Below are 19,607 nucleotides of genomic sequence, written 5' to 3'. Positions count from 1 at the left end.
CAACGCTTTTCGACAGGAGCAAGCGCAGATGGCGCACGAATCGAACCGGCGGCCCGAGCTGCTGATGACGGGCCCTTACCAGCCGTGGGACGACGCATGGTTGTCGACCGGCTACGACGTCCATCGGTTGTGGGAGGCCGCCGATCGTGCGGCATGCCTCGCCGAACACGGCGCCGGCGTGCGCGCGATCGCGACGCGCGGCGACCTCGGCGCCGACGCGGCGCTGATCGCCGCGCTGCCGAAGCTCGAGATCATCGCGTGCTACGGTGTCGGCACCGATGCGATCGATCTCGGCGTCGGCCTCACGCTCGCGCTGCTGCGCCGGATCGGCGCCGGCGACGCGTACGTCCGCTCCGGCGCATGGTCCGACGGCGACATGCCGCTCGTCACGCGCCTGTACGGCAAGCGCGTCGGCATCGTCGGCTTCGGCCGGATCGGCTCCACGCTCGCGCGCCGGCTGTCGGGTTTCGACGTCGAACTCGGCTACTTCGACGTCGCGCCGCGCGACAACAGTCAGCATCGCTTCTTCGGCCGCCTGGCCGAGCTGGCCGGCTGGTGCGACGTGCTGATCGTCACGCTGGCGGGCGGCGCGTCGACTCGCCACCTCGTCGACGCGGCCGTGCTCGACGCGCTCGGCCCGCGCGGCTATCTGGTGAACGTGTCGCGCGGCACGACCGTCGACGAGCCCGCGCTGCTCGACGCGCTCGAACGTGGCGCGATCGCCGGCGCGGCGCTCGACGTGTTCTGGAACGAACCGCGCATCGACCCGCGCTTTCTCGCGTTGCCGAACGTGCTGCTGCAGCCGCATCATGCGAGCGGCACCGTCGAGACGCGCCAGGCGATGGGCTGGCTCGTGCGCGACAACCTCGCCGCGCACTTCGCCGGCGCGCCGTTGCTCACGCCGGTCGTCTGAGGAGGCTGTCATGCGTATGCGTTGCATGTGTCTCGTGATCCACGGACCGAACGACCTGCGGCTCGAGGAGCAGGACGCGGGCGAGGTCGGCGCGGGCCAGGTGCGCGTCGAGGTCGCGATGGGCGGCATCTGCGGCTCGGATCTCCATTACTTCCGGCACGGCGGCTTCGGCGCGATCCGGCTGCAGCAGCCGATGGTACTCGGCCATGAAGTCGCCGGCACGGTGGCGGCGGTCGCGCCGGACGTGACGTCGGTGAAGGTCGGCGATCGCGTCGCGGTGAATCCGAGCCGCCCGTGCGGCGCGTGCCGCTATTGCCTCGAAGGGCTGCCGAACCAGTGTCTCGACATGCGCTTCTACGGCAGCGCGATGCGCATGCCGCACGTGCAGGGCGCGTTTCGCAACGCGCTCGTGTGCGATGCCGCGCAGTGCGTGAAGGTGGCCGACCATGTGCCGCTGTCGCTCGCGGCGCTCGCCGAGCCGTTCGCGGTCGGGCTGCATGCAGTGTCGCGCGCGGGCCCGTTGATCGGGCGGCGCGTGCTCGTGTCGGGGTGCGGGCCGATCGGCGTGCTGGCGGTCGCGGCGGCGCGGGTGCACGGCGCGGCGGAGATCGTCGCGACCGACGTGGTCGATGCGCCGCTCGAGGTCGCCCGCGCGCTCGGCGCCGACCATACGATCAACGCGGCGGCCGACACCGGCTGGGTCGCGCGCTACGGTGCCGACAAGGGCACGTTCGACGTGATGATCGAGTGTTCGGGCAATGCGCGCGCGCTGCGCGACGGCCTCGACGTGATGCGGCCGCGCGGCGTCGTCGTGCAGCTCGGGCTCGGCGGCGACGTCAGCCTGCCGCAGAACGTCGTGGTCGCGAAGGAGCTGTCGATCTGCGGATCGTTCCGCTTCCACGCGGAATTCGCGCTCGCGGTGCAGTTGATCAATGCCGAGCGCGTCGACCTGCGCCCGGCCGTGACGGGCGTGTTCCCGATGCGCGACGCGAACCGCGCGTTCGAGCTGGCCGGCGACCGGCAGCGCGCGATGAAGGTGCTGATCGATTTCGCGGACGCGGCGGCTTGATCGTCCGCTGATGGCGCGCGACGGCGCGCAAGGCCAAGAAGGCACGCCCGCGATTGGCAGAGCGTGTCTTTTTCATCGGCTGGAGCGAAACCCGATCATTGCGTGACTTGCCGCGCGCCGATGCGCTGCGACGCGAGCCACAGGGCGATCAGCACGCCCGCGAGCGCCGCGCCCGCGATGCACACGCCGCGCCAGCCGTCGATGCCGTACGCGACGCTCGCCGCCAACGATCCGCATGCGCCGCCGATGAAGTAGCTCGTCAGGTAGATGGTCGTCACGCGGCTGCGCGCGTGACCCGCGAGTGCATAGATCACGCTCTGGTTCGAGATGTGCATGCCCTGCACGCCGACGTCGAGCAGCAGGATCCCCGCGATCAGCGCGCCGAGCGAATGCGCGCCGGCCGCGATCAGCGCGAACGACGCGAGCACGGCCGCCGCGAACAGGCCGGTCGCCACGTTGCCGTGGCCGCGATCGACGAGCCGGCCGGCCGACGTCGCCGCGAGCGCGCCCACCGCGCCGACGATCCCGAACAGGCCGATCCGCCCTTCGGAATAGCTGTACGGCGGTTGGCTCAACAGGAACGTGAGGCCGGTCCACAGCAGGCTGAAGCACGCGAACACGAGCGCGCCGTAGGCCGAGCGCAGCGCGATCAACGGCTGCGCGCGCACCAGCGCGACCAGCGAGCGCATCAGCGCCGCGTAGTCGAGCCGCGCGTGGCGGCGATCCTTCGGCAGCTTCACCGCGAGCACGCCGGTCAGCGCGAGGATCATCGCCGCGGCGATGCCGTACACCGCGCGCCAGCCGAACCCATCGGCGATCGCGCCGGCGGCGACGCGCGCGAGCAGGATGCCGAGCAGCAGCCCGCTCATCACGGTGCCGACCGCTCGGCCGCGCGTGCGCGCGTCGGCGAGCGACGCGGCGAACGGCACGAGCAGCTGGGTCGAGCAGGTGACGAAGCCGAGCGCGATGTTCGCGACGACGAACATCGTGAAGTTCGTGCTGAACGCGACGGCGGCCAGCGCGATCACGTTGAGCACGAGCAGCCGCACGATCAGCGTGTGGCGGTTGACCGCGTCGCCGAGCGGGACGATCAGCAGCAGGCTCGCCGCATAGCCGAGCTGCGTCAGCGTGACGAGATAGCCGAGTTCGGCGGGCGGGCGGCCGAAGCTGTGCGCGATCGCGGCGAGCAGCGGCTGCGCGTAGTAGATGTTGCCGATGACGATGCCGCACGCGCAGGCGAACAGCAGCGTCATCGCGCGGGTCAGGGGAGGATGGTTGTCTTGATGCGGTTCCATGGTCGCGAAAGAAACAGCGGTGCCGGCCGGCGGCACGGGCCGTCGGCAACGCGGGGTTGCGGAAATCGGGGCCGGCGTCAGCGGATCGACGATGCGCGCGATGCGCGCCGGGGGCGCGTGGCCGGCGCCCGGTCGAGGCGGCGGCGCAACGTCGTGCGGCGGGCGGGGAGGGCGGGCCCGGGCGGGCCGCTCCGGTGCGCGGCCAGGCGGCGTGCGCGGGAGCGGATGTGCGTATGATGCGGGAACCGAACCATAGCGTCCAAGACTGGATCCTTATGGTATCCATTGGTTCTACCAATACCCGGGCCGCCATGCTACTCCGCCACATCCGCTATTTCCTGGCCGTCGCCGAGCAGCGCAGCTTCACGCGCGCGGCCGATGCGCTGCACGTGTCGCAGCCGACGCTGTCGCAGCAGGTCCGCCAGCTGGAGGACATGCTCGGCGTGCCGTTGTTCGACCGCTCGGGCCGCACGGTGCGGCTCACCGAATTCGGCGAGGTCTATGCGCGCCACGCGCGCGCGGCGCTGCACGAGCTCGACACCGGGCAGCGAGCGCTGCACGACGTTGCCGATCTCGGCAGCGGTTCGCTGCGGCTCGCGATGATGCCGACCTTCGCGGCCTACCTGAGCGGCTCGCTGATCGATGCGTTCCATGCGGATTTCCCGAACGTCGCGCTGACGATCGACGCGATGCCGCAGGAGCGCATCGAGGCGCAGCTTGCCGACGACCGGCTCGATGCGGGCTTCGCGTTCTTGCCGCCGCGCGCGCCCGACATCGACGCGCTGCCGCTGTGGGACGAGCCGCTCGCCCTGGTGACGGGCCGCGCGCACCGCCTCGCCCGCCGCCGCGCGCTGAGCCCGGCCGAACTCGCCGGCGAGCCGCTGGTGCTGCTGAGCCGCGCGTTCGCGACGCGCGCGAGCATCGACCGGTATTTCATCGAGCAGGGTGCGCAGCCGAAGATCGCGATCGAGACGAATACGGTCAGCGCGGTGCTGGAACTCGTGCGCTGCGGGCGGCTCGCGACGGTGCTGCCCGACGCGATCGCGCGCGAGAGCGGCGACTTGTGCGCGCTGGAACTCGATCCGCCGCTGCCGTCGCGCACGGCCGCGCTGCTCACGCGCAAGGGCGCATACCGCAGCGTCGCGGCGCGCGCGTTCATCGAGCGCGCGCTCGCGTATCGCGATCCTTCGGGGGGATGACCGGTACGACCGGCGAACCGCTGCCGCACCGGCCGCGACCGGAGGCCGGTGGCTGCGTCAGGTGCCCGGCGTCGGGAAGAAGATGCCCGCGCGCTGCGCGGCGTTCGCGATGTGCGTCTCGATCGCGGTGCCGGCCGCGGCCGCATCGCGGGCGATCAGCGCGTCGACGATCGCGCGGTGCTCGTGCCACGTCGACAGCAGCAGCTCGCGCCGGTAGAACGGCATGCGCTGGCTTTCCTTCATGATGTCGGCGCTGCTGCGCAGCACCGACTCGATCGCCGCGTTGCCCGCGAGATGGATGATCCGCATGTGGAAATCGAAGTCGAGCTGCGACGCTTCGTCGAGCGCACTCTCGGTCAGCGCGACGTGCAGGTCGGCGAGGTTGTCCTCGAACCACGCGATGTCGTCGTCGCTGACGACGTGCGCGGCCATCCGCGCGGCGAACCCTTCGAGCGCATAGCGCATCTGGTACGTATCGGGCGGCGACGACTGCTCGGCGAATTGCCACGGATGCGCGGCCGACGCCTGCGCGCTTTCGACGTACACGCCCTTGCCGGCGCGGATGCGCAGCATCCCGAGCGCCTCGAGCGTCGACAGCGCCTCGCGCAGCGACGCGCGGCTGATCTCCAGCTCCTCGGAGAGCTGGCGCTGGGCCGGCAGCAGGCTGCCGACCGGATACACGCCTGCCTCGATCCGGTCGCGGATCGTCGCGATGGCGGCGTCGGTCACGGTGTGCGGAACGTTTTTCATGATGTGAACGATGGCCGGTCTGACCGGCATTGTAATCCGCACGCGCGCGGTGCACGACCGGCCTACGGGAAAGCCACGATCCGCCCCCGCACGGTGCGGGGCACAGGGGCGGGAAATCCCTATTTTGTCCGTCCTTGACTCCACTATATCGGCTTCCTACTATCCACCATAACATCACTGGTCTTACCAGTATGAACAGACGAAACTGCAACCGTTGGATCGGGAGAGTGCCGTGTCGAAATTCCTCAATTCGCTGTTTGGCCGGGTAGTCGTCGCATTGATCCTGGGGGTCGCGCTCGGCGCGTTCTTCCCGCATTTCGCCGAGTCGCTGCGACCGCTCGGCGACGGCTTCCTGAAGCTCATCAAGATGGTCATCGGCCCGATCGTGTTCTGCGTCGTGGTCAGCGGGATGGCCAATGCGGGCGACCTGAAGAAGGTCGGCCGGGTCGGCCTGAAGGCGGTCGTCTACTTCGAGATCATGACGACGCTCGCGCTCGGCATCGGGCTCGTCCTCGCATGGGTCACGCGCCCCGGCGTCGGCATGAACATCGACCTGCGCTCGCTCGACGCGGCCTCGCTCTCGACGTACGCGAAGAACGCCGAAAGCCTGAAGGACACGGCCGGCTACCTGATGAAGATCATCCCCGAGACCGCGATCGACGCGTTCGCGAAGGGCGACATCCTGCAGATCCTCGTGTTCGCGGTGCTGTTCGGCTCGGCGCTGTCGCTGCTCGGCGACAAGGCGCAGCGCGTCAATTCGCTGATCGAGGAACTGTCGCACGTGTTCTTCCGCATCATCGGCTTCATCATCAAGCTCGCGCCGCTCGGCGTGCTCGGCGCGATCGCGTTCACGACCGGCAAGTACGGCGTCGCGTCGCTCAAGCAGCTCGGCTACCTCGTCGCGGTGTTCTACCTGAGCTGCTTCGTGTTCGTCACGGTCGTGCTCGGCGCGGTGATGCGTCTCGCGGGCTTCTCGGTGTTCAAGCTGATCCGCTACCTGCGCGAGGAACTGTCGATCGTGCTCGGCACGGCGTCGTCGGACGCGGTGTTGCCGCAGGTGATGAGCAAGCTCGAATACATGGGCATCAAGGATTCGACGGTCGGCCTCGTGATCCCGACCGGCTATTCGTTCAACCTCGACGGTTTCTCGATCTACCTGACGCTCGCCGTGCTGTTCATCGCGCAGGCCACCAACACGCCGCTGTCCACGCACGACCTGATCGTCGTGCTGCTCGTGTCGCTCGTCACGTCGAAGGGCGCGCACGGGATTCCCGGTTCGGCGATCGTGATCCTCGCGGCGACGCTGTCGGCGATTCCCGCGATTCCGGTGCTCGGCCTCGTGCTGATCCTGCCGGTCGACTGGTTCGTCGGCATCGCCCGCGCGCTGACCAACCTGATCGGCAACTGCGTCGCGACGGTGGTCGTCGCCGTGTGGGAGAACGACATCGACCGGGCCCGTGCGAAGCGCGTGCTGAACCGCGAACTGCGCTACGTGGCCGACGAAGCCGGCAGCGCCGCGCCGGTCGCCGGCGACCAGGCCCACGCGCTCTGAGCGCACCCGCGCGCGAGGCGGCCTCCCGGGCTGCTTCGCGCGAACGAATGTCCCGCGGCCGGCGCGACGATGCGCCGGTCCTTGCCAAAATAATGGAGACGACATGGCAGCCCCCATCCTCGATCCGAACGCGCCGGCCTTCACGCGGCGCTACATGAACCTCGCCGACCCGCGCCTGGGCGCGCAGGCGCTCTTCGCCAGCGACGAATTCTTCGCGCCGAAGGAGCGCATGCTGAATCCCGAGCCGGCCGTCTTCATTCCCGGCAAGTACGACGACCACGGCAAGTGGATGGACGGCTGGGAAACGCGCCGCAAGCGCACCACCGGCCACGACTTCTGCGTGGTCCGGCTCGCGCGGCCGGGCGTGATCTACGGCGTCGATCTCGATACGAGCCACTTCACCGGCAACTTTCCGCCGGCCGCGTCGATCGAGGCCTGTGCGGTGGACGGCGACACGCCGCCGGACGACACCGAATGGCGCACGATCGTCCCCGCGACGACGCTGCAGGGCAATTCGCATCACTACGTGAGCGTCGACGATGCGCAGCCGGTCACGCACCTGCGCGTGAACCTGTATCCGGACGGCGGGCTCGCGCGGCTGCGCGTGTACGGCCAGCCGCAGCGCGACTGGCGCCACGTGCCGGCGGGCGAACTCGTCGATCTCGCGGCGATCGAGAACGGCGGCTACCTGGTGGCCGCGAACAACCAGCACTTCGGCCCGGCCTCGCAGATGCTGATGCCGGGGCGCGGCGCGAACATGGGCGACGGCTGGGAAACGCGGCGCCGCCGCGAGCCCGGCAACGACTGGGCGATCGTCGCGCTGGCGCGGCCGGGCATCATCCGGCGCGTCGAGGTCGATACGGCGTTCTTCAAGGGCAACTTCCCCGACCGCTGTTCGCTGCAGGCCGCGCACGTCGCCGGCGGCACCGACGATTCGCTCGTCACGCAGGCGATGTTCTGGGCCGAACTGCTCGGCGAGCAGAAGCTGCAGATGGACCACGTGCATACGTTCGACCAGCTCGCGGCGCTGGGCCCCGTCACGCACGTGCGCTTCAACATCTTCCCGGATGGCGGCGTGTCGCGCCTGCGTCTGTGGGGCGAGCCGGCTTGAAGGAGGGCATCGGCATGAGCGGACCACACATCCTGCGCGTCGAGCGCCTGACCCGCGAGGCATTCGCGCCGTTCGGCGACGTGATCGCGCTCGAAGGGGCGCGGCACTTCCCGATCAACGGCGGCACGACCGAGCGCTTCCACGATCTCGCGACGATCGACGTCTGCGCGGACGGCGGCCGGCCGCTCGTCAGCGTGTTTCGTGCGCAGCCGCGCGCGCTGCCGGTGGCGATCACGCTGATGGAGCGCCATCCGCACGGCAGCCAGGCGTTCATCCCGCTGGCGGCCGTGTCGCGCTATGCGATCGTCGTCGCGCCGGCCGGCGAGTTCCGGCCCGACGCGATGCGCGCGTTCCTCGCCGAAGGCTGGCAGGGCGTGAACTACGCGAAGGGCGTCTGGCACCATCCGCTGCTCGCGCTCGACGCGGTCAGCGACTTCGTGATCGTCGACCGTGGCGGCCCGCAGCCGAACTGCGACGAGATTCCGCTCGACGACGCGTGGGCGCTCGAGTTCGCGCCGGCGTGCGCGAGCGCGGCCTGACGCGCGAAGGTAGGGTCAGGGATTGAGCGGATTCGAGTAGATCGAGCGCCGCGCGCCGGCGACACGCGGCGCCTCGTCCCGCACGATCGACCGAAAATGTTCCGACCCGGCCCGCACGCGACGTGCGGGCCGTTTTTCCTTCCCCAAAACAACACGGCCCGGGCGGCGAGCTGCCGGCCGGGCCGTCGCGCGTGCGCGCAGGGTACGGATCAGTGCTTGCGGTGCGGGCAGTTCTCGGTCGTGCAGGAGCCGTACATCGCGAGCGAGTGTTCCTGGAGCCGGAAGCCGCGTTCCTTGGCGATCGCTTGCTGGCGGCCTTCGATCTCGGCATCGAAGAATTCCTCGACGCGGCCGCAATCGAGGCAGACGAGGTGATCGTGGTGCGAACCTTCATTGAGCTCGAACACGGCCTTGCCGGATTCGAAGTTGCTGCGCGTGAGCAGGCCGGCCTGCTCGAACTGCGTCAGCACGCGGTAAACGGTGGCGAGCCCGATGTCGAGCTGCTCGTTGAGCAGGTTGCGGTAGACATCTTCGGCCGTCAGGTGACGCACCGGGCTTTGCTGGAAGATCTCGAGAATCTTGAGGCGCGGTAGGGTGGCCTTTAGCCCGATATTCTTGAGATCCGTCGGATTGGTCATGGCTAGGCATCCCTAGAGTACAATGCAGGGCTTCAATGTTACCGGCTTTTGGCCGTTCCAGAAACACGCGCGACCCGCGACGCGGGCCAGCTCGGTGACGGAAATGTTCCCGGAATCCCTTTCGCACTATCAGAGGAGTCGCATGCGGAGTGCCATCATCGCTGCCGCCGCCGTTGCCGCGCTGGCTGGTTGTTCGTCGTACGACAGCGTGACGCAGCGCATCGCGCAGAGCATCACGCCCTATCGGATCACTGTCGTGCAGGGCAACTTCGTGTCGCAGGAGAAGGCCGCGCAGCTGCAGGCCGGAATGACGCGCGAGCAGGTGCGCGCGTTGCTCGGCACGCCGCTGCTGTCGGACATGTTCCATGCCGACCGCTGGGATTACCTCTTTTACTTCAAGCGCGGCTCAACGTCCGTCGTCCAGCAGCGCGACCTCGTGCTGACGTTCTCGGGCGATCGCCTCGCGAGCTGGACGGGCGCCGAGAACCTGCCGTCCGAACTCGACCTGCTGGCCGATATCGACGGCGATCGCGGCGGCAAGAAGGCGAAGGCCGCGGCCGCGGCGAAGAAGGCGTCCGAAGCCGCCGCTGCCGCGGCTGCGGCGAGCGCCGCGCAGGCGACCGCGGCCGCGAGCCCGTCCCTGGAGCCGGTTTCCGGCGCGGCGGTCGATCAGGATGCGAACGCCCAGGCGGCGCGCGCGGCGAACCGCGCGACCAACCAGGTGTCGGGGCAGGGCACGACCGCCCGCCGCTTCACGCCGTCCGCGCAGGCCTCGGGCGGCGCGCCGGTGCCGGGCGGCCAGCCGCCGGGCGCCGCGCCGGCGATCCAGCCGCAGTTCCAGTTCCATCGCCCGCCGCAGCCGAACGCGTCGAACGAGGCGTCGCCGCCGGTCGGCCCGCAAGGCTCGGACAACCTGCAGAACCAGCCGCTCACCGCGCCGGCCCAGTAAGCGGCCGGCGTGCGGAAACAGGGCGGCATGCGCCGCCCGCCTTTAGACCTGTCGTGTAGAAAGCCATGAAGATTGCGATTGCCGGTGCATCGGGCCGTATGGGCCGGATGCTGATCGAAGCCGTTCTCAACGATTCCGACGCGCAGCTCGTCGGCGCGCTCGACCGCGCCGATTCGCCGTTCCTCGGCCAGGACGCGGGCGCGTTCCTCGGCAAGGAAACCGGGATCAAGCTGACCGACGACCTCGACGCCGTGTTCGCGCAGGCCGACTACCTGATCGACTTCACGCGGCCGGAAGGCACGATCGCGCACGTCGCGGCCGCGTTGCGCCACGACGTGAAGCTCGTGATCGGCACGACCGGCTTCACCGCCGAGCAGAAGGCCGAGCTGCAGGCCGCGGCAGGCAAGATCGGCATCGTGTTCGCGGCGAACATGAGCGTCGGCGTGAACGTCACGCTGAAGCTGCTCGAATTCGCGGCGAAGCATTTCTCGCACGGCTACGACATCGAGATCATCGAGGCGCACCACCGTCACAAGGTCGACGCGCCGTCGGGCACCGCGCTGATGATGGGCGAGGCCGTGGCCGGCGCGCTCGGGCGCTCGCTCGACGACTGCGCGGTGTACGGCCGCCAGGGCGTGACGGGCGAACGCGACCCGTCGACGATCGGCTTCGCGGCCGTGCGCGGCGGCGACATCGTCGGCGATCACACCGTGCTGTTCGCCGGGATCGGCGAACGGATCGAGATCACGCACAAGTCGTCGAGCCGCGTGTCGTACGCGCAGGGCGCGCTGCGTGCGGTCCGCTTCCTGTCGGCGCGCGGCGCCGGCCTGTTCGACATGCAGGACGTGCTCGGCCTGCGCTGACCCTCACGGGGAAACTCCGATGGCGATTCCCACCGGCGTTGTCCACTACCTCGAAAGCGGCGATGCGATCACGCACGCCGTCGCCTACGTGCTGCTGGCGATGTCCGTCGCCAGCTGGTGCTTCCTCCTCATGAAAGCCTGGCTGCTGGTCCGCGCGAAGCGGCAGGGGCCGCGCGCGCTCGCCGCGTTCTGGCGCGCGGCGTCGCTCGACGCGGGCATCGCCGCGCTCGCCGGCACCGATCGCGAGCGCGTGTTCGTGCCGCTCGCCGAAGCCGCGCGCGATGCGGCCGACGAACACGATCCGGCGGCGCTCGCCGCGCGTGTCGAGCGCAGCGAACGCGTGCTGCGCGCGCTGCGTCACGCGATGCTGCGCTCGCAGCGGCGTCTCGAGTTCGGCCAGGTGCTGCTCGCGTCGATCGGCAGCACCGCGCCGTTCGTCGGGCTGCTCGGCACCGTATGGGGCATCTACCACGCGCTCGGCAGCATCGCCGCGAGCGGGCAGGCGCAGATCGAGAGCGTCGCGGGGCCGGTCGGCGAGGCGCTGATCATGACGGCGTTCGGGCTCGTCGTCGCGATCCCCGCGGTGCTCGCCTACAACATCCTCGGGCGGCTCGTGCGCCAGCTCGCCGAGGAACTCGACGGCTTCGCGCGCGACCTGCACGTATTCGTGTGCGCGCAGGGCGCCTGACGCGCGGCCGGGAGGGACGACCATGGCATTCGGCGGACTGGAGCACCACAAGACGTCAGCGCCGATGGCGGAGATCAACATGACGCCGCTGATCGACGTGATGCTCGTGCTGCTCGTCATTTTCATCATCACCGCGCCGCTGATGACGCACGCGATCCGGCTCGACCTGCCGAAGGTCGCGGCCAGCGTCGCGCGCGACACGCCACAGTCGGTCACGCTGTCGATCGACGACGCCGGCAAGCTCTACTGGGACGACGCGCCCGTCGCACTCGACGCGCTGCCGGCGCGCTTCCGGGCCGCCGCCGCGGGCGCCGCGCCGCCCGAGCTGCGGCTGCGCGCCTCGCGGGCGACCCGCTACGACGTGATCGCGCAGGTGATGGGCGCTGCGCAGGCCGCCGGGCTCACGCGGATCGGCTTCGTCACCGACGTGCCGTCGGCGGGCGCCGCCGCGCCGGCCGCCGCGGGCGCGGCGCGCTGAGCCGCTGCCGCGCGGACCGCGGACACGTAGACGCACGGGCCGCAGCTGCAGAGCCGCAGCCCGGCAGCCCGCCGAGCCGCCGCCACGACGGTCACCCACCCATCCCGCGCACACCAGAATGCGGGCCGGCCCGCGAGACCGGCCGTACCGCCCGCCACGGACGGTATAATCGTCGTTTCCGCCCGGTTGGCTGGGTTTCGCCGGGTAACCTGGAGACCCTCCGGGTTACCCGGCGAATATCCGGATCATGAGGCAGGCACGAGAACCGCGAGCCTGCTCCCGCCGCCGGGCTGCCCGATTTCGTCCACTTCCGCGTGCCCGCCTCGTGGCGCGCCGCTTAAAGCCTAGTCCGAACCACACCATGCACGAGAGATACGTACCCGCCGACGTCGAAGCCGCCGCTCAGGGCGACTGGCGCGCAGCCGATGCCTACAAGACGAAGGAAGATTCGCAGAAGCCGAAGTTCTACTGCGTGTCGATGCTGCCGTACCCGTCCGGCAAGCTGCACATGGGTCACGTGCGCAACTACACGATCAACGACGTGATGTACCGCTATCTGCGGATGAACGGCTACAACACGCTGATGCCGATGGGCTGGGACGCGTTCGGGATGCCGGCCGAGAACGCCGCGATGGCGAACGGCGTGCCGCCCGCGAAGTGGACCTACGACAACATCGACTACATGAAGGGCCAGATGCAGTCGATGGGCCTCGCGATCGACTGGTCGCGCGAGATCGCGACGTGCAAGCCCGACTACTACAAGTGGAACCAGTGGCTGTTCCTGAAGATGCTCGAGAAGGGCATCGCGTACAAGAAGACGGGCACCGTGAACTGGGATCCGGTCGACCAGACCGTGCTCGCGAACGAGCAGGTGATCGACGGCCGCGGCTGGCGTTCGGGCGCGCTCGTCGAGAAGCGCGAGATCCCGATGTACTACCTGCGGATCACGCAGTACGCGGATGAGCTGCTGAACGACCTCGACGGCCTCGGCTGGCCCGAGCGCGTGAAGATCATGCAGCAGAACTGGATCGGCAAGAGCTTCGGCGTGAACTTCGGCTTCCCGTACGAACTCGACGGCGAGCAGAAGCTGCTGCGCGTGTTCACGACGCGTGCCGACACGATCATGGGCGTCACGTTCTGCGCGATCGCGGCCGAGCACCCGCTCGCCACGCGCCTCGCGCAGGGCAAGCCGGAACTGCAGGCGTTCATCGACGAATGCAAGCGCGGCGGCGTCGCCGAGGCCGATGTCGCGACGATGGAAAAGAAGGGCGTCGCGACGGGCTTCTCGGTCAAGCACCCGCTGACGGGCGAGCCGGTCGAGGTGTGGATCGGCAACTACGTGCTGATGAGCTATGGCGAAGGCGCGGTGATGGGCGTGCCGGCGCACGACGAGCGCGATTTCGCATTCGCGAAGAAATATGACCTGCCGATCAAGCAGGTGATCGCGGCCGAAGGCCAGACGTACTCGCTCGACGCATGGCAGGAGTGGTACGGCGACAAGGAAGTCGCGACCTGCATCAACAGCGGCAAGTACGACGGCCTGGCGTACGGCGCGGCGGTCGACGCGATCGCGGCCGACCTGAAGGCCGGCGGCTTCGGCGACAAGCAGGTCACGTGGCGCCTGCGCGACTGGGGCGTGTCGCGCCAGCGCTACTGGGGCACGCCGATCCCGATCATCCACTGCCCGTCGTGCGGCGACGTGCCGGTGCCGGAGCAGGACCTGCCGGTCGTGCTGCCGGAAGACCTCGTGCCGGACGGCTCGGGCAACCCGCTCGCGAAGTCGGAAGCGTTCCTGAACTGTTCGTGCCCGAAGTGCGGCGCGGCCGCGAAGCGTGAAACCGACACGATGGACACCTTCGTCGATTCGTCGTGGTACTTCTCGCGCTACACGGCGCCGGACGCCGAGACGATGGTCGACGCGCGCACCGATTACTGGATGCCGATGGATCAATACATCGGCGGCATCGAGCACGCGATCCTGCACCTGCTGTATTCGCGCTTCTGGACCAAGGTGATGCGCGACCTCGGCCTCGTGAAGTTCGGCGAGCCGGCGAAGAACCTGCTGACGCAGGGCATGGTGCTGAACGAGACGTTCTACCGCGAAGACGCATCGGGCAAGAAGACCTGGTACAACCCGGCCGACGTGACCGTCGCGTTCGACGAGAAGGGCCGCCCGGTCGGCGCGACGCTGAACGCCGACGGCGAGCCGGTCGTGCTCGGCGGCATCGAGAAGATGTCGAAGTCGAAGAACAACGGTGTCGATCCGCAGGTGCTGATCGACCAGTACGGCGCCGATACCGCGCGCCTGTTCACGATGTTCGCCGCACCGCCCGAGCAGCAGCTCGAATGGTCGGGCGCGGGCGTCGAAGGCGCGAGCCGCTTCCTGCGCCGCGTGTGGAGCTTCGGCGCGACGAACCGCGAAGCGCTCGCCGCGCGCGCGGGCTTCGACGCGGCCGCGCTCGGCGATGCCGACAAGGCGCTGCGCCGCGAGATCTACAGCGTGCTGAAGCAGGCCGATTTCGACTACCAGCGCCTGCAGTACAACACGGTCGTGTCGGCCGCGATGAAGATGCTGAACGCGATCGACGGCGCGAAGGGCGCGACGCCCGGCGTGCTGCGCGAGACGTACGGCGTGCTGCTGCGCGTGCTGTACCCGGTCGTGCCGCACGTCACGTTCGAACTGTGGAAGGCGCTCGGCTATGCGGACGAATTCGGCCCGCTGCTCGACGCGCCGTGGCCGAAGGTCGACGAGGCTGCGCTCGAGCAGGCCGAGATCGAACTCGTGCTGCAGGTGAACGGCAAGGTGCGCGGCGCGCTGAAGGTCGCGAAGGACGCGAGCCGCGAGGCGATCGAAGCGGCGGCGGTGGCCGACGAAGCATTCGCGAAGTTCAGCGACGGCAAGCCGGCGAAGAAGATCGTCGTCGTGCCGGGCCGCCTCGTGAACATCGTCGTCTGACGGCCGTTGGCCGCCGGGCGCACACAGAAGGAGCGAAGGTGATCCGCAGATCGTTTTTGATGCTCGCCGTCGGCAGCGCGCTCGCGCTGTCGGCATGCGGTTTCCAGTTGCGCGGCCAGCAGGACTACGCGTTCAAGCGCCTGCTGGTGGCCGGCGCGCCGGCGCCCGTCGAGGCGCGCCTGGTGCGCCTCGTCGAGGCCGGCAGCGACACGAAGATCGTCAAGTCGGCGGACGACGCCGACGCCGTGCTGCGCATGTGGGAGTCGCGTGGGCAGAACACGCTGACGCTCAACAAGTACGGCTCGGCGCAGGAATACGCGCTGTTCTATACGCTGAACTACACGCTGACGAGCAAGGACGGCACCGTGCTGATCCCGCCGAGCGCGATCGCGCTGAACCGCGCGATGACGTACAGCGACCAGTACACGAACGCGAAGGCGCAGGAAGCCGAGATTCTGTACGGCGACATGCAGAACGACGCGGTCGACCAGCTGATGCGGCGTCTCGCGATCGTCCACTCGCTGACGCCGGCGCCGGAAGACGTGGTGCCGGGCGTTGCGCCGCGCGCACCGCTGCCGCCGCCGCCGCTCTGATCGCCGGCGCACGTATCGATGCAATTGCGACTTGATGCGCTGGAGCCGCACCTCGCGAAGGGGATGGCCGGGCTCTACACCGTCTACGGCGACGAGCCGCTGCTCGCGCAGGAAGCGTGCGACCGCATTCGTGCGGCCGCGCGCGCGGCCGGCTTCACCGAGCGTTCGGTGCACACGGTCGAGCGCGGTTTCGACTGGAGCGTGCTGCTCGGCGCGACCCAGGCGATGTCGCTGTTCGGCGAGCGTCAGCTGATCGAGCTGCGCATTCCGTCGGGCAAGCCCGGCAAGGAAGGCGCCGACGCGCTGAAGACGCTCGCGGCCGCACCGAACCCCGATGCGCTGATGCTCGTCACGTTGCCGCGCCTCGACGCGGCCACGCAGAAATCCGCGTGGTTTACCGCGCTGCAGAACGGCGGCGTCGCGCTGAAGATCGATCCGGTCGACCGCGCGCAGCTGCCGAACTGGATCGGCCAGCGTCTGTCGATGCAGGGCCAGCGCGTCGCGCCCGGCGACGACGGCCGGCGCGCGCTGCAGTTCATCGCGGAGCGCGTCGAGGGCAACCTGCTCGCCGCGCACCAGGAAATCCAGAAGCTCGGGCTGCTCTATCCGCAGGGCGTGCTGACGTTCGAGCAGGTGCACGACGCGGTGCTGAACGTCGCACGCTACGACGTGTTCAAGCTGAACGAGGCGATGCTCGCGGGCGACGCCGCGCGGCTCGCACGGATGATCGACGGGCTGAAGGGCGAGGGCGAGGCGATCGTGCTCGTGATGTGGGCCGTCGTCGAGGAACTGCGCACGCTGCTGCGGATCAAGCGCGGCACGACGGCCGGCAAGCCGCTGGCCACGCTGCTGCGCGAGAACCGCGTGTGGGGGCCGCGCGAGCGGCTGATCGGCCCCGCGCTGAACCGCGTGTCGGAAGGCGTGCTCGAGAAGGCGCTCGCGTTTGCCGCGAAGCTCGACCGGCAGGTGAAGGGGCTGTCGGCCGTCACGCCGGGCCGCCGCACGCAGGACGAGCCGCCGCCCGATCCGTGGGACGGCCTGTTCCAGCTCGCGATGACGGTGGCGGGCGCGCGCGGCGAACGACCGCCGACCGCGGGTCGTGTGCGGCGTTAAGCCCCGTCCGGGCCTTCAGCGCACGCATCGCAACCCGCTTACAATATTTCGATGGCCGGCGCGGCCTTCCTGCCGCCGCGCCTCACGCTTCTCCACGAATTCATGCCGCGCCAAGCGGCTCGCTTCTCGAGTCACACGATGGATATCGACCAGTACATGACGGACCTGGGCCGCCGTGCCCGGCACGCTTCCCGCGCGATGGCGCGCGCCAGCACGGCGGCGAAGAACGCGGCGCTCGACGCCGTGGCCCGCGCGATCGAGCGCGACGCGCAGGCGCTGAAGGACGCGAACGCGCGCGACGTCGCCCGTGCCCGCGAAAAGGGGCTCGATGCGGCGTTCATCGACCGCCTGACGCTGTCGGACAAGGCGCTGAACACGATGGTCGAAGGCCTGCGCCAGGTCGCGTCGCTGGCCGATCCGATCGGCGAGATCGGCAATCTCAAGTATCGCCCGAGCGGGATCCAGGTCGGCCAGATGCGCGTGCCGCTCGGCGTGATCGGCATCATCTACGAGTCGCGCCCGAACGTGACGATCGACGCGGCCGCGCTGTGCCTGAAGTCGGGCAACGCGACGATCCTGCGCGGCGGCTCCGAGGCGCTCGAATCGAACGCGGCGCTCGCGAAGCTGATCGGCGAAGGGCTCGAGGCGGCCGGCCTGCCGCAGGACGCGGTGCAGGTCGTCGCGACCGCCGATCGCGCGGCGGTCGGCAAGCTGATCACGATGACCGAATACGTCGACGTGATCGTGCCGCGCGGCGGCAAGAGCCTGATCGAGCGGCTGATCAACGAGGCGCGCGTGCCGATGATCAAGCACCTCGACGGCATCTGCCACGTGTACGTCGACGATCGCGCGGATCTCGCCAAGGCACTGACGGTGTGCGACAACGCGAAGACGCACCGCTACGGCACCTGCAACACGATGGAAACGCTGCTCGTGTCGGGCGGCATCGCGGCCGCGCTGCTGCCGCCGCTCGGCAAACTGTATCGCGACAAGCAGGTCGAGCTGCGCGTCGATGCGGCCGCGCGCGCGGTGCTCGCCGAGGCGGGCGTCGGTCCGCTCGTCGACGCGACCGACGAAGACTGGCACACCGAATATCTCGCGCCGGTGCTGGCGATCAAGGTCGTCGACGGCCTCGACGCCGCGATCGAGCACATCAATCATTACGGCTCGCACCACACCGATGCGATCGTCACCGAGGATCACGACCGCGCGATGCGCTTCCTGCGCGAAGTCGATTCGGCGAGCGTGATGGTCAATGCGTCGACGCGCTTCGCGGACGGCTTCGAATTCGGCCTCGGCGCGGAAATCGGCATCTCGAACGACAAGCTGCACGCACGCGGCCCCGTCGGCCTGGAAGGGCTCACGTCGCTGAAGTACGTCGTGCTCGGGCATGGCGAAGGCCGCCAGTAAAGCGAGGCGCACAACCGATGGCAATGCTCTGGGTCAAGACGTTCCATATCGTTCTGATCGCCGCGTGGTTCGCGGGACTGTTCTACCTGCCGCGCATCTACGTGAACCTGGCCATGGAGACCGATCCGGCCGCGGTGCGGCGCCTGCTGCTGATGGCGCGCAAGCTGTTCCGCTTCATGACGATGATCGCCGTGCCGGCGCTCGCATGCGGGCTGTGGCTGTGGCTCGTGATCGGCATCGGCCAGGGGCAGGGCTGGATCCATGCGAAGGTGACGGTGGTGCTGCTGCTCGTCATCTACCACGCGTATTGCGGGCATCTGCTGAAGGTGTTCGAGCGCGGCGAGAACCGTCGCACCGACAAGTGGTATCGCGTGTTCAACGAACTGCCGGTGCTCGGCATGCTCGTGGCGGTCGCGCTGGTCGTGATCAAGCCGTTCTGAGCTGAGCGGCCGGTCGGCTGCACCGACCCATGCGCAACGGCGCCCCTCGGGGCGCCGTTCGTCGTTTACGTGCGTGCCGGGTAGCGGCTGATGCGCCGGACCGTGCGTCGGTTCTGCATCGCTCATGCGCCGGCGGGGCGCCGTGCGTGGGTCAATCCTTCGTGCCGTCGTCGATCCGGCGGCGCGTGATCGCTTCCTTCGCGCGGCCGACGCGCTCCATCAATGCGGGCCCGCGCGACAGCGCGACGCCGACCGCGAGGATGTCGCCGATCGCGAGATGCGACATGCGCGACGTCATCGGCGAGAACACGTCGGTTTCCTCCGCGACGTTCGACGCGAGGCTCACCGTCGCGAGCTTCGCGAGCGGCGAATGGCTCTGCGTGATCGCGACGACCTTCGCGCCGCACGCGAGCGCGGAGCGCGCGGCCTCGACGATGTCGCGCGTGCGGCCGGTGTTCGAGATCGCGACGACGACGTCGTGCGGCCCGAGCAGCGCCGACGACATCGAGAACGTGTGCGGGTCCGAATACGCGACGCTCGGCACGCCGAGCCGGAAGAACTTGTGCTGGATGTCCTGCGCGGCGATGCCGGAGCCGCCGGCGCCGTAGAACTCGATGCGCGACGCGTTCGACAGCAGCGCGATCGCGTCGGCGACGCTGCCGGCCGACAGGCTGTTGCGCACCTCGATCAGCGCGCCGATCGTGCGGTCGAACACCTTGCCGATGATGCCGGGCGCGGGCTCGTCGGGCTCGACGTCGCGATACACGGACGACACGCCCGGCGCGACGCTCTGCGCGAGCCGGATCTTGAATTCGCGAAAGCCGCTGCAGCCGAGCGCCTGGCAGAAGCGCGCGATGGTCGGCTGGCTGACGCCCGCGCGGGTCGACAGCTCGGTCATCGCGAGGTCGAGCACCTCGCGCGGTGCGGCGAGGATGTAGTCGGCGAGCTTGCGCTCGGACGGGCGCAGGTCGGCGCGGATCGCTTCGATGCGAGGCAGCATGGGACGGCGGATGGAAATCGGGTTCGGATGAGGGAGTGTATCGCAATCGAA

At 69.3% G+C, this 19,607-nt stretch carries 19 protein-coding genes; 15 read left to right on the top strand and 4 right to left on the bottom strand.

Annotation, left to right across the window (positions count from 1 at the left end; genetic code table 11):
* The first annotated feature begins 28 nt into the window (after nt 1-28).
* Both NQV17_RS02845 and NQV17_RS02840 read left to right on the top strand, forming a co-directional pair.
* Complete coding sequence (locus NQV17_RS02845) at nt 29-913, top strand: 2-hydroxyacid dehydrogenase (RefSeq protein WP_257768609.1); 885 nt, start codon at nt 29-31, stop codon at nt 911-913.
* Nucleotides 914-923: 10 nt separating this feature from the next.
* A complete protein-coding gene (locus tag NQV17_RS02840; protein ID WP_257768607.1) occupies nt 924-1,982 on the top strand; it encodes an L-idonate 5-dehydrogenase in 1,059 nt (352 codons plus the stop codon).
* Nucleotides 1,983-2,077: 95 nt separating this feature from the next.
* Here the strand turns inward: NQV17_RS02840 and NQV17_RS02835 are convergent, their stop codons facing one another.
* Nucleotides 2,078-3,277, bottom strand: coding sequence for an MFS transporter (locus NQV17_RS02835; RefSeq protein ID WP_257768605.1), 1,200 nt, complete (start codon nt 3,275-3,277; stop codon nt 2,078-2,080).
* Between the two features lie 311 nt (nt 3,278-3,588).
* Here NQV17_RS02835 and cynR point away from each other — a divergent pair, with 311 nt between their 5' ends.
* On the top strand, nt 3,589-4,476 hold the full coding sequence (gene cynR, locus NQV17_RS02830) for a transcriptional regulator CynR (RefSeq protein ID WP_257768603.1): 888 nt from the start codon (nt 3,589-3,591) through the stop codon (nt 4,474-4,476).
* A gap of 57 nt (nt 4,477-4,533) precedes the next feature.
* Here the strand turns inward: cynR and NQV17_RS02825 are convergent, their stop codons facing one another.
* Entirely contained in the window at nt 4,534-5,256 is a 723-nt protein-coding gene (locus NQV17_RS02825) for a FadR/GntR family transcriptional regulator (RefSeq protein WP_257768601.1), read from the bottom strand.
* A 202-nt stretch (nt 5,257-5,458) separates the two neighbouring features.
* Between NQV17_RS02825 and NQV17_RS02820 the strand changes: the two genes are divergently transcribed.
* The 3 genes from NQV17_RS02820 to NQV17_RS02810 all read left to right on the top strand — a co-directional run bounded on the left by NQV17_RS02820 (nt 5,459) and on the right by NQV17_RS02810 (nt 8,428).
* Entirely contained in the window at nt 5,459-6,778 is a 1,320-nt protein-coding gene (locus tag NQV17_RS02820; RefSeq protein WP_124488262.1) for a C4-dicarboxylate transporter DctA, read from the top strand.
* 103 nt (nt 6,779-6,881) lie between these two features.
* On the top strand, nt 6,882-7,889 hold the full coding sequence (alc, locus tag NQV17_RS02815; RefSeq protein ID WP_257768597.1) for an allantoicase: 1,008 nt from the start codon (nt 6,882-6,884) through the stop codon (nt 7,887-7,889).
* A 14-nt stretch (nt 7,890-7,903) separates the two neighbouring features.
* Nucleotides 7,904-8,428: an ureidoglycolate lyase gene (locus NQV17_RS02810; protein ID WP_059535280.1), complete on the top strand. Its 525-nt coding sequence runs from the start codon at nt 7,904-7,906 to the stop codon at nt 8,426-8,428.
* Between the two features lie 209 nt (nt 8,429-8,637).
* Here NQV17_RS02810 and fur read toward each other — a convergent pair whose 3' ends face one another.
* Complete coding sequence (gene fur, locus NQV17_RS02805; protein WP_011350926.1) at nt 8,638-9,066, bottom strand: ferric iron uptake transcriptional regulator; 429 nt, start codon at nt 9,064-9,066, stop codon at nt 8,638-8,640.
* 142 nt (nt 9,067-9,208) lie between these two features.
* Here fur and NQV17_RS02800 point away from each other — a divergent pair, with 142 nt between their 5' ends.
* From NQV17_RS02800 to NQV17_RS02760, 9 genes are all read left to right on the top strand, one after another.
* Nucleotides 9,209-10,015: an outer membrane protein assembly factor BamE gene (locus tag NQV17_RS02800; protein WP_257768592.1), complete on the top strand. Its 807-nt coding sequence runs from the start codon at nt 9,209-9,211 to the stop codon at nt 10,013-10,015.
* A gap of 65 nt (nt 10,016-10,080) precedes the next feature.
* A complete protein-coding gene (gene dapB, locus NQV17_RS02795; protein ID WP_044844161.1) occupies nt 10,081-10,878 on the top strand; it encodes a 4-hydroxy-tetrahydrodipicolinate reductase in 798 nt (265 codons plus the stop codon).
* A gap of 19 nt (nt 10,879-10,897) precedes the next feature.
* Nucleotides 10,898-11,566: a MotA/TolQ/ExbB proton channel family protein gene (locus NQV17_RS02790; RefSeq protein WP_257768589.1), complete on the top strand. Its 669-nt coding sequence runs from the start codon at nt 10,898-10,900 to the stop codon at nt 11,564-11,566.
* Between the two features lie 22 nt (nt 11,567-11,588).
* The gene (locus NQV17_RS02785; RefSeq protein WP_257768587.1) at nt 11,589-12,044 is read left to right on the top strand and encodes a biopolymer transporter ExbD; all 456 of its coding nucleotides are present in this window, start codon (nt 11,589-11,591) and stop codon (nt 12,042-12,044) included.
* A gap of 361 nt (nt 12,045-12,405) precedes the next feature.
* The gene (leuS, locus tag NQV17_RS02780) at nt 12,406-15,000 is read left to right on the top strand and encodes a leucine--tRNA ligase (RefSeq protein ID WP_257768585.1); all 2,595 of its coding nucleotides are present in this window, start codon (nt 12,406-12,408) and stop codon (nt 14,998-15,000) included.
* A 38-nt stretch (nt 15,001-15,038) separates the two neighbouring features.
* The gene (lptE, locus tag NQV17_RS02775) at nt 15,039-15,593 is read left to right on the top strand and encodes an LPS assembly lipoprotein LptE (RefSeq protein WP_257768583.1); all 555 of its coding nucleotides are present in this window, start codon (nt 15,039-15,041) and stop codon (nt 15,591-15,593) included.
* Nucleotides 15,594-15,611: 18 nt separating this feature from the next.
* A complete protein-coding gene (gene holA, locus NQV17_RS02770; RefSeq protein ID WP_124488266.1) occupies nt 15,612-16,706 on the top strand; it encodes a DNA polymerase III subunit delta in 1,095 nt (364 codons plus the stop codon).
* Nucleotides 16,707-16,844: 138 nt separating this feature from the next.
* On the top strand, nt 16,845-18,116 hold the full coding sequence (locus NQV17_RS02765) for a glutamate-5-semialdehyde dehydrogenase (RefSeq protein ID WP_044844155.1): 1,272 nt from the start codon (nt 16,845-16,847) through the stop codon (nt 18,114-18,116).
* Between the two features lie 17 nt (nt 18,117-18,133).
* Nucleotides 18,134-18,556 (top strand): CopD family protein, encoded by a 423-nt coding sequence (locus NQV17_RS02760; RefSeq protein WP_124488267.1) that lies wholly within the window; start codon nt 18,134-18,136, stop codon nt 18,554-18,556.
* A gap of 151 nt (nt 18,557-18,707) precedes the next feature.
* On the opposite strand, the gene NQV17_RS02755 is transcribed toward NQV17_RS02760, so the two are convergent.
* Nucleotides 18,708-19,556, bottom strand: coding sequence for a MurR/RpiR family transcriptional regulator (locus NQV17_RS02755; RefSeq protein WP_044844153.1), 849 nt, complete (start codon nt 19,554-19,556; stop codon nt 18,708-18,710).
* Nucleotides 19,557-19,607 lie beyond the last annotated feature (51 nt).

The sequence above is a fragment of the Burkholderia sp. SCN-KJ genome, from assembly GCF_024656005.1.
In the GTDB taxonomy this organism is placed as follows: Bacteria; Pseudomonadota; Gammaproteobacteria; order Burkholderiales; family Burkholderiaceae; genus Burkholderia.
This window is presented reverse-complemented; position numbering and strand designations above follow the sequence as displayed.